This is a genomic window from Georgenia thermotolerans, from assembly GCF_009193185.1.
GTDB classification, from domain to species: Bacteria; Actinomycetota; Actinomycetes; order Actinomycetales; family Actinomycetaceae; genus Georgenia; species Georgenia thermotolerans.
In genome coordinates, this window is the sequence record NZ_VUKF01000023.1 from 63,222 (window position 1) to 72,093 (window position 8,872).

Below are 8,872 nucleotides of genomic sequence, written 5' to 3' on the forward strand. Positions count from 1 at the left end.
CCCGGTGAGGTGAGGCAGATGGCTCGGTGGACCAGGTGGCTGCCGGTCGCGGTGGTGCCCGCCGCCGTGGCCGCGGTGGTGGCCGGCTCCCAGGCCGGCGCCGCCGCCGACCTGCCCGACAGGTCCCCGCAGCAGGTCCTCGCCCTGATGGCCCAGCGCGACGACCAGCCGTTCTCCGGGACCTTCCGCCAGACCTCCGACCTCGGCCTGCCCGCCCTGCCGCAGGGCGCCGGCACCGGCACCGGCACCGGGACCGGGGCCGGGGCCGGCGGGCTGACGCCGGCCGAGCTGCTCGACGTGCTCACCGGCTCCCACACCGGACGGGTGTACGTCGGCGGCCCCGACACCGCCCGCCTGCAGGTCATGGACGCCCTCGCCGAGCGCGACGCGGTGCGCAACGGCCGCGACGTCTGGCTCTACGACTCCCGGGAGAACGCGGCCACCCACCTCACCCTGCCTGCCGAGCACGGGACGGGCGGGGGCCACGACGGCGGGGCCGGGGCGACCGGGACCGGCAGCCCGGACCAGCTCGCCGACCGGATGGTCGCCGAGCTCCAGCCCACCACCGCCCTCGCGGTGGGCCAGGACGTGGAGGTCGCCGGGCGCCCGGCCTACCAGCTGGTCCTCACCCCCAAGCCCGCGGACACCCTGGTGGGGTCGGTGGAGATCGCCGTCGACGGCGCCACCGGCCTGCCGCTGCGCGTCGCCGTGCTCGCCCGCGACCACAAGCCCGCGTTCGAGGCCGCCTTCACCGCCCTCGACCTCGGCGCCCCGGACGCCGCCCGGTTCGCCTTCACCCCGCCGCCGGGGGCGAAGGTGACGCAGAAGGCCGTCCCCGAGCACGACGGCGCCGCCGGCCCTCAGGGAACCGGCCCCGAGCCGACGGTCGTGGGCTCGGGGTGGGACGCCGTCGCCGTCCTGCCGGCCGGCACCGTCGACCCCGCCGCCGTGCCGATGCTCCAGCAGGCCGGCCAGCCCGTTGCCGGCGGGCGGCTGGTCTCCTCCCGCCTGGTCAACGCCCTGCTCGCCGACGACGGCCGCGTGCTCGTCGGTGCGGTCCCGCTCGAGCGGCTCCAGGCCGCCGCCGGGAAGTGAGCGGCGGGCCCGCGGGCGCTGCGGACCGGACCGAGCTCGCCGTCGAGACCCACGACCTCACCAAGCGGTTCGGCCACCAGCTCGCCGTCGCCGGCGTCGACCTGGCGGTCCCGCGCGGCAGCGTCTTCGGGTTCCTCGGCCCCAACGGCTCGGGCAAGACCACCACGATCCGGATGATGCTCGGCCTGGCCGGCGCCACCGGCGGGCAGGTGCGGGTCCTCGGCCGGGACATGCCCCGGGACCTGCGCCACGTGCTGCCCCGGGTGGGCGCCCTGGTCGAGGGGCCGGCGTTCTACCCCTTCCTCTCCGGGGCCGCCAACCTCCATCGGCTCGACAGCGCCAACCGCCACGCGCCAGCGGCCACCCGGGCCGCCCGGGTGCACGCCGCGCTCGAGCGGGTCGGGCTCAGCCACGCCGCGGCGAAGAAGGTGCGGGCCTACTCGCTGGGGATGAAGCAGCGGCTGGGCCTCGCCGTCGCCCTGCTGTGCCCGCGCGAGCTGCTCGTCCTGGACGAGCCCACCAACGGGCTGGACCCGCAGGGCACCCGCGAGGTGCGGGCGCTGGTGAGCTCGCTGGCGGCCGGGGGCACCACGGTGTTCGTCTCCAGCCACCTGCTCGCCGAGGTCGAGCAGATGTGCACCCACGTCGGCGTGATGAGCGTCGGCGCCCTGGTGGCCCAGGGCAGCCTCGAGGACCTCCGCCGCGCCGGCCAGGCCCGGCTGCGGCTCCTCACCCCCGACGTCGCGGACGCCCGGCGCGAGCTCGCCCGGCTCGGCGTGCCGGCCGACGACGTGCTCGGCCCCGCGCCCGGGGCCGACGGCGCCGCGATGCTCACCGCGCCGCTGCCCGCGCACGCCCCGGCCCCCGAGACGATCGTGGCGGGCCTGGTCGGTGCCGGGGTGCGCGTGCGCGGCTTCACCGTCGCGGCGGCCAGCCTGGAGGAACGCTTCGTGGCCCTGACCGGGGAGGGGTTCGACGTTGCCCAGTGACGTGCCGCTCACGGTGCCCCAGCGCCGCCCGGCCGCGCCCCCGGCCGCCGGGTGGGCGCTGCTGGGCTCCGAGCTCGCGGTCCTCTTCCGGCGCCGGCGCACCTGGGCGATGCTCCTGGCGCTCGCGGCCATCCCGGTGCTCATCGCCGTCGCGGTGAGGCTGTCCTCCACGCCCCCGGGCCCGGGGGAGGGCCCGCCCTTCCTGGACCGGGTCACCCAGAACGGCCTGTTCGTCGCCATGACGGCGCTGGTGGTCACCATCCCGCTCTTCCTGCCGCTGACCGTCGGGGTGGTCGCGGGCGACACCGTCGCGGGGGAGGCCGGCCTGGGCACGCTGCGCTACCTGCTCGTCGCGCCGGCCGGCCGGGCCCGCCTGCTGGCGGTGAAGTACGCGGGCGCGGCGGCCTTCTGCCTGGCGGCCACGCTCACGGTGGTGCTCACCGGCGCGGCCGTCGGGGCGGCGCTGTTCCCGGTGGGGCCGGTGACGCTGCTGTCCGGCGACACCATCGGGGTGGGGGAGTCCCTGGTCCGCTCCCTGCTCGTGGCCGGGTACGTGACGGTCTCCCTGCTCGGGCTCTCCGCCGTCGGCCTGTTCGTCTCCACCCTCACCGACGTGCCCGTCGGGGCGATGGCCACGACGGTCGTGCTCGCCGTCGTCGCCCAGGTGCTCGACTCCCTCAGCCAGGTCGCCTGGCTGCACCCCTGGCTGTTCAGCCACTACTGGCTCGGCTTCGCCGACCTGCTGCGCGAGCCGGTCCTGTGGGCCTCCTTCGGCGACAACCTCCGGCTCCAGGCCGGGTACGTGGTCGTGTGCGGCGCGCTGGCCGCCTGGCGGTTCCTCACCAAGGACGTGCTGTCCTGACGGCGGCCGCCGCGAGGAGCGCGGTCAGGGACGCCGCAGCAGGTGCTCCACCCACGGCAGGGCGTCGAGCGTGCGGTCGCTGACCCACCACAGGTGCCCGCCGCGGGAGCGCCGGAGGATCGCGGCGGCGTGGTGGCCGGCGGTGGTGCAGGCGAGGGAGACGGCGTCGGCCGCGGGCGGCGGCACGGGCCAGCGCAGGGCCACCGTCGGCGGGTCGGTGAGGACGTTGGCCACGAGCAGGGCGTCGAGGCGGAGGAGCTGGGCGGCCAGGGTCGGGCGCCAGCGCTGCCGGGGCGGGACCGGCTCGAGGGCGGGGCGGGCGGCCGCGCCGGAGACCGGGCCGCCGATCTGCAGGATGTCGATGCCCGGCGGGGCGACTACGGGGCCGGCGGTGACGACGAGGTCGATGCCGGTGGCCGTGTCGCGGGTCGTCAGGTGGGCGCCGTGGGCCGTGATGGTCTCGGCGACGTCGTCCGGCAGGTCGTGAACGAGGACGGACCTCGGCATGCAGCCCCCTTCCTGACGCCCCCGGCAATGCCGTCATCCAGTCTGCGGGGTGCGGGCAGGGACTGCCCTCGGAACCGGTCGCACACTTTGCCCCGGCGGCGGTGCCCGCCGTGCGGGGCGCCGGATGTCGGTGGTCGACGAGATGCGCCGGACGCGGGACGGCCCACCGTCCCCAGGGAGCACGGGCCGCGGTTGACAAGCCCGGGCCGGGGTCGAAAACTAAGAGTGTTCGAACCCCTGTTCGAACAGTTGCGATGACGAGGGACGAGGAGGAGCCATGGGACCCGTGCTCACGGCCGTGCGCGCCGAGCCGCGTCCCACCGACCAGGCCCGCCTAGCCGCGGCCCGGGCCGCGCTCAGCCGCGCCGAGCTGGCCGCCGGCCTGCGGACCCGGCTGGCCGGGCCGACGGCGGAGGCGGCCCCGGCACCGGGGCCGCGCCTGGCCACCAGCCCCGCGCTGGTCGCCCTCCCCGGTGACACACCGCCGGTGCCGTCCTCGCCCGACCTCGCCGGTGCCCCGGCCGCCCCCGCCGTGGAGCCGGACGCCCGTCCCGCCCCCGGCGACGACCGCTACCTCCCCGTCCCCGACGCGCTCGCCCCGCTCTTCCCCGGCGGGGCGCTGGCCCGCGGCGGCGTCGTCCAGGTGACGGGCTCCACCTCGGTGCTGCTCGCCCTGGCCGGTGCCGCCAGCGCCGACGGGGCCTGGTGCGCGCTCGCGGCCCTGCCCGACGTCGGCTGGCGGGCGGCCGCGGCGGCCGGGCTGGCCCTGGACCGGGTGGCGGTGGTGCCGCGCCCGGGCCCGGACGCCGCGGCGGTGGTCGGGGCGCTGGTGGACGGCTTCGACGTGCTCGTCGTCGGCCCGTGCCCGGCGCTGGGGGAGCGGGACCGCCGCCTCCTCGGCTCCCGGCTGCGCACCCGCGGGGCCGTGCTGCTGAGCACCCACCCCTGGCCCGGCGCCCACCTCGTGCTGCGCGCGGCGGCGCGGAGCTGGGACGGTCTCGGTCAGGGCTGGGGGCACCTGGCGGACCAGGAGCTGACGGTGCGCGCCACCGGGCGCGGCGGCGCCGTCCGGGCCCGCGAGGTCCGGGTCCAGGTGGGTGCGGAGGGGATGCGCGCGCCCGCGCGCCCCGCCGTGCCCGCCGCGGGGCCGGCCGGGGTCCCGGCCGCGTCCGACCTCGCCCTGACCGCGGGCGACCTCGCCGTCTCCGCGGGCGACCTCGCCCTGGCCGCGGCGCGCCCGGACGCCGCCCTGCTGCGGGCGGTGTGACGTGCCCCCCGGGCGGGCGGCGCGCCGGGGCGTGCTGTGGGTGCCGGACTGGCCCGTGGCCGCCGCCGTCGCCGAGGGGGTGGCCGACCCCCAGGTGCCGGTCGCGGTGCACGACAACCGCGGCGTCCTCGTCGCCTCCGCCCCCGCCCGCGCGGCCGGGGTGCGGCGCGGCATGCGCCGGCGCAGCGCCCAGCAGCTGTGCCCCGAGCTCGTGCTGCTGCCCACCGACCCGGTGCGCGACGCGCGCGCGTTCGAGCCGCTGGTCCAGGCCGTGGAGACGGTCGTGGCCGAGGTCGAGGTGGTGCGCCCGGGCATGGTGGTCTTCCTCGCCCGCGGGCCGGTGCGGCACGTGGGCTCCGAGGAGGGCCTCGCCGAGCTGCTCGTGGGCACCGTCGCCACGGAGACCGGCGCCGAGTGCCAGGTGGGCCTGGGCGACGGGCTGCTCACCGCCATGCTCGCCGCGCGCGCCGGGGTCCTCGTGCCCGCCGGCCCGGAGACCACCGCGGCCTTCCTCGGCGGGCAGGACGTCGGCGCCTTGGCCCTGGCCGCCAGCACCCGGCAGGCGGACGCCGAGACGGCCGAGCTCGTCGACCTGCTGCGCCGCCTGGGGCTGCGCACCCTGGGCGCCTTCGCCCGGCTGGAGACCGGCGACGTCGCCGCCCGCTTCGGCACCCGCGGCCTGCTCGCCCACCGCCTGGCCCGGGGCCTGGACGCCCGCCCGTCCGCCGCGCGCCGCCCCGAGGACGACGTCCTGGCCGCCACCGAGCTCGACCCGCCCGCCGCGCGCGCCGACGTGGCGGCCTTCGCCGCCCGCGCCCTGGCCGAGCAGCTCACCGAGCGCATGCTGCGCCGCGGGGTGCTGTGCGCGCGGCTGCAGGTCACCGCCCGCACCGAGGACGGCAACGAGCTGGTGCGCACGTGGAGCCTGGACGGTGCGCCCACCGCCGCCGAGCTGACCGACCGGGTGCGCTGGCAGCTCGAGGGGTGGCTCGCCGGGCGCAGCGGGCGGGCGCCGTCGGCCCCGCTGACCCACCTGGAGCTGGCGGCCCAGGAGGTCAGCCCGGCCGGGGCGGTGCAGGACGGGCTGTGGGGCCGCTCACTGCGCGGGCAGGTCCAGGCCGGGCGGGCCGCGCTGCGCGTGCAGGGCCTGCTCGGCGCGGAGGGCGTGCTCGTTCCCGTGCTCCAGGGCGGGCGGGACCCCCGGTCCGCGGCCCGGCTCGTGGCCTGGGGTGACGACCCGGCGCCGCTGCGCCGCCCGGACGCGCCGTGGCCGGGGCAGGTGCCCGCGCCCTGGCCGGCCACCGTGCCCAGCGACCCGGTGCCGGTCGGGCTGGTCGACGCCGCGGGGGCCACCGTGCGGGTGGACGCCCGGGGGCGGACGAGCGCCGTCCCGGCCCGCGTCGTCGTGCCCGCGCCCGAGCGGCCCGAGGGGCCGGCACCGGTGGCGGCGGGGGAGTATCCGCTGCTGGCCTGGGCCGGGCCGTGGCCGGTGACCGAGCGGTGGTGGAGCGCCGAGGGGCGGCGCCGGGCCTATCTCCAGGTGGTCCCGGACGGCGCCCCCGCCCTGCTGCTCGCCGTCGAGCGCGGCGCCTGGCAGGTCGAGGGCGTGTACGACTGACGGCCCGCCCGGGGTGTGCCGCCGCGCCGCGGCCTCCCGGCAGCCGTCACGGCCCGCCGGGCGCCGTCACGGCTCCGGGGCGCCCAGCGTGACCACCCCGGCGGACCCGTCGACCGTGACGGTGTCCCCGGTGCGGATGCGCGCCGTCGCCTCCGGCACGCTGACGACCGCCGGGATGCCGTACTCGCGGGCGACGACGGCGCCGTGCGACATCGCCCCGCCCATCTCCATCACCAGCGCGCCGGCGGTGAGGAACAACGGGGTCCAGCCCGGGTCGGTGGACGGGGCGACGAGGATCTCCCCGGGCTCCAGGCGCGCACCGGCGGGCTCGAGGACCACCCGGGCCGGCCCCGTGACGGTGCCGGGCGAGGCCGGCGCCCCGGTCAGCGTGCCCGGGGCGGCGCCGCCGGCGGCCGCCACCTCGGCGGCCAGGGCGGCCTCGACGTCGGTGCCGTCCGAGAGCAGCACGCGCGGGACGTGGCGGCGGCGCGTCTCGCGCTCGTAGGTGCGCCGCCGCTCGGCCACGACCTCGTGCAGGTCCGCGCCGCGCAGGCCCACCCGCGCCTCGGCGAGGTCGAGGAAGAACACGTCCTCCGCCGTCGCGATCCGCCCGGCGGCCGCGAGGGCCGCGCCGACCTGGGCGACCTGGCGGCGCAGCGCGGCGAGCACGAGCACCAGGGCGAACTTGGGCTGCTCGCGCAGGCCCGCGGCCGCCCGGGCCCGGCGCAGCCCGTAGCGCACCACCCGCCCGCGGAGCCGGCCGCGCCGCCCCGCCCGGCGGGTGAGCTCGGCCACCATCGCCTCTGCCTCCCGGGCGGCCCGGGCGAACTGGCGGTCGGGAGCCTGCGCGGGGTCGGCGAGGCGGAGGTAGTTGGCCAGGACGTTGACGATGTGGGTGGGGTCGTCGGCCCAGCGCGGCACCCCCAGGTCGATCTCGGCCACCGCCCGGTGCCCGTAGCGGGATAGGAAGTCGGCCAGGGCGTGCTGGGCGACCGCGGGGAGGGACCCCTCGGCGTAGCGGCGCGCGACGACCCCGGGGTCGGTGTCCCGCAGCACGGCGACCGAGGCGGGGTCGGCGCCGATCCGCGTGGCGGTGCGCCACAGCTCGAGGTCCATCTGCGTGGTGACGTTGTTGGGCAGCCCCTGGAGCACCGTCGGCAGCTCGCCGGGCCGCGCGAGCGGGCCGAGCAGCCACCGGGCGATGCCGAACCAGATGTAGCCGGCCACGGCCGGGGCGAGCTGGTCGATCACGACCATCATGAGGTCGGGGCCCAGCTGCTGCTCGACCAGGTCGAGCCGCTGCTCCGGGCGGGCGCGGTCGGGCAGCCTGGCCGCCTCGCGGGCGGCCTGCGCGGCCCGCCGGGCGCGGTCCATCGCGGCCGCCGGGCGCACGAGGGCGACGGCGACCTGCGGCAGGGCCTTGAGCTGGGGCAGCGAGCGGTACAGGGCGAGCAGGGCGCGCGGGGTCCACCCCTCGGTCATGGTGAAGCGCGGGTCCGCCATGAGCCGGTCGAGCACCGCGACCGAGCGGGCGTCCGCGACCCGCATCGCCCAGGCGAACATCGCCCGCCCGCCCCTCGTGCGCAGCGAGCCGGTCATGTCCAGGTAGAGGCGCAGCCCCGGGTGGGCGTAGCGGAAGGTCTCGGACGAGCCCGGCGCCGTGGGGCGGTAGCGCACCAGCATGGTGTCGAACACCGACAGGCCCATCGGCGTCAGCGGCCCGGTGATGCCCTGCAGCAGGCTCGCGCACAGGTAGACCCGCGCGCCGTCGTCGGCGTCCGGCTCGGGCAGCGGGTAGAGCGTGGTGATCGGCCGGGACTGGACCACCCAGGTTCGCCCGTCCGCCCCGACCGCCCACTCCACGTCCTGCGGCAGCCCCGCGCCGTCTTCGGCGCGCGCCCCCAGCCGGGCGAGCTCGCGCACCTGGGTGTCGGTCAGGCACAGGCCCGCCCCGAAGCCGTCGGTGCGTCGCCCGGGCGTGCGGCGCAGCACCTGGCCCGTCGCGGTGTCCACCACCCACTGGTCGGGGTTGACCGCCCCGCTGACCAGCGCCTCGCCCAGCCCCGGGGCGGCGTCGACGACCGTCTCCCCGCGCCGGCCGGTGAGCGGGTTGGCGGTGAAGAGCACCCCGGAGACCGCCGCGTCGACCATCACCTGGACGACGACGGCGATGCTCACCGCCCGGTGGTCGATGCCGTTGGCCTGCCGGTAGGCCACCGCCCGGTCGGTCCACAGCGAGGCCCAGCACCGGCGCACCGCGTCGAGCACCGCCTCGGCGCCGACGACGCCGAGGAAGGTGTCCTGCTGGCCGGCGAAGCTCACGTCGGGCAGGTCCTCGGCGGTGGCCGAGGACCGCACCGCGACCGGGACGTCCTCCCCGAGCGCGGCGTAGGCGGCGCGGACGGCGGCGGCCGCCTCGGCCGGGACCGGGGTGGCGCGCAGCCGGGACCGGGCCTGGGCGGCGGGCACCGCGAACGCCGTGCGCACCGCGGTCGCGGCCCGCCCCTCGGCCGGCGGGACGGTGCCCGGCGCCG

Annotated in this window: 7 protein-coding genes; 5 read left to right on the forward strand and 2 right to left on the reverse strand. The window is 78.9% G+C overall.

Annotation, left to right across the window (positions count from 1 at the left end):
* Positions 1-18 precede the first annotated feature (18 nt).
* Genes GD970_RS12275 through GD970_RS12285 form a run of 3 tightly spaced genes read left to right on the forward strand, consistent with a single transcriptional unit; the run spans position 19 to position 2,946 of the window.
* The gene (locus GD970_RS12275) at positions 19-1,095 is read left to right on the forward strand and encodes a LolA family protein (RefSeq protein ID WP_152203184.1); all 1,077 of its coding nucleotides are present in this window, start codon (positions 19-21) and stop codon (positions 1,093-1,095) included.
* Positions 1,092-2,084 (forward strand): ABC transporter ATP-binding protein, encoded by a 993-nt coding sequence (locus tag GD970_RS12280; protein WP_152203185.1) that lies wholly within the window; start codon positions 1,092-1,094, stop codon positions 2,082-2,084. Before GD970_RS12275 ends, GD970_RS12280 begins: the two co-directional genes overlap by 4 nt.
* Positions 2,074-2,946: an ABC transporter permease gene (locus GD970_RS12285; RefSeq protein WP_226925315.1), complete on the forward strand. Its 873-nt coding sequence runs from the start codon at positions 2,074-2,076 to the stop codon at positions 2,944-2,946. Before GD970_RS12280 ends, GD970_RS12285 begins: the two co-directional genes overlap by 11 nt.
* Positions 2,947-2,970: 24 nt before the next feature.
* Here GD970_RS12285 and GD970_RS12290 read toward each other — a convergent pair whose 3' ends face one another.
* The gene (locus GD970_RS12290; protein ID WP_152203186.1) at positions 2,971-3,453 is read right to left on the reverse strand and encodes a hypothetical protein; all 483 of its coding nucleotides are present in this window, start codon (positions 3,451-3,453) and stop codon (positions 2,971-2,973) included.
* 277 nt (positions 3,454-3,730) lie between these two features.
* Here GD970_RS12290 and GD970_RS22505 point away from each other — a divergent pair, with 277 nt between their 5' ends.
* Both GD970_RS22505 and GD970_RS12300 read left to right on the forward strand, forming a co-directional pair.
* On the forward strand, positions 3,731-4,720 hold the full coding sequence (locus GD970_RS22505; protein WP_152203187.1) for a hypothetical protein: 990 nt from the start codon (positions 3,731-3,733) through the stop codon (positions 4,718-4,720).
* Position 4,721: 1 nt separating this feature from the next.
* Complete coding sequence (locus GD970_RS12300; protein ID WP_226925317.1) at positions 4,722-6,338, forward strand: Y-family DNA polymerase; 1,617 nt, start codon at positions 4,722-4,724, stop codon at positions 6,336-6,338.
* 66 nt (positions 6,339-6,404) lie between these two features.
* Here the strand turns inward: GD970_RS12300 and GD970_RS12305 are convergent.
* Positions 6,405-8,872 (reverse strand): PEP/pyruvate-binding domain-containing protein (locus GD970_RS12305; protein ID WP_152203188.1); only part of this gene is annotated, 2,468 nt, incomplete at its 5' end.

What these genes read in the sequence shown, in the direction of transcription:
- GD970_RS12275 (WP_152203184.1), top strand. Translation starts at nt 19, where the DNA reads ATGGCTCGGTGGACCAGGTGGCTGCCGGTCGCGGTGGTGCCCGCCGCC.
- GD970_RS12290 (WP_152203186.1), bottom strand. Translation starts at nt 3,453, where the DNA reads ATGCCGAGGTCCGTCCTCGTTCACGACCTGCCGGACGACGTCGCCGAG.
- GD970_RS22505 (WP_152203187.1), top strand. Translation starts at nt 3,731, where the DNA reads ATGGGACCCGTGCTCACGGCCGTGCGCGCCGAGCCGCGTCCCACCGAC.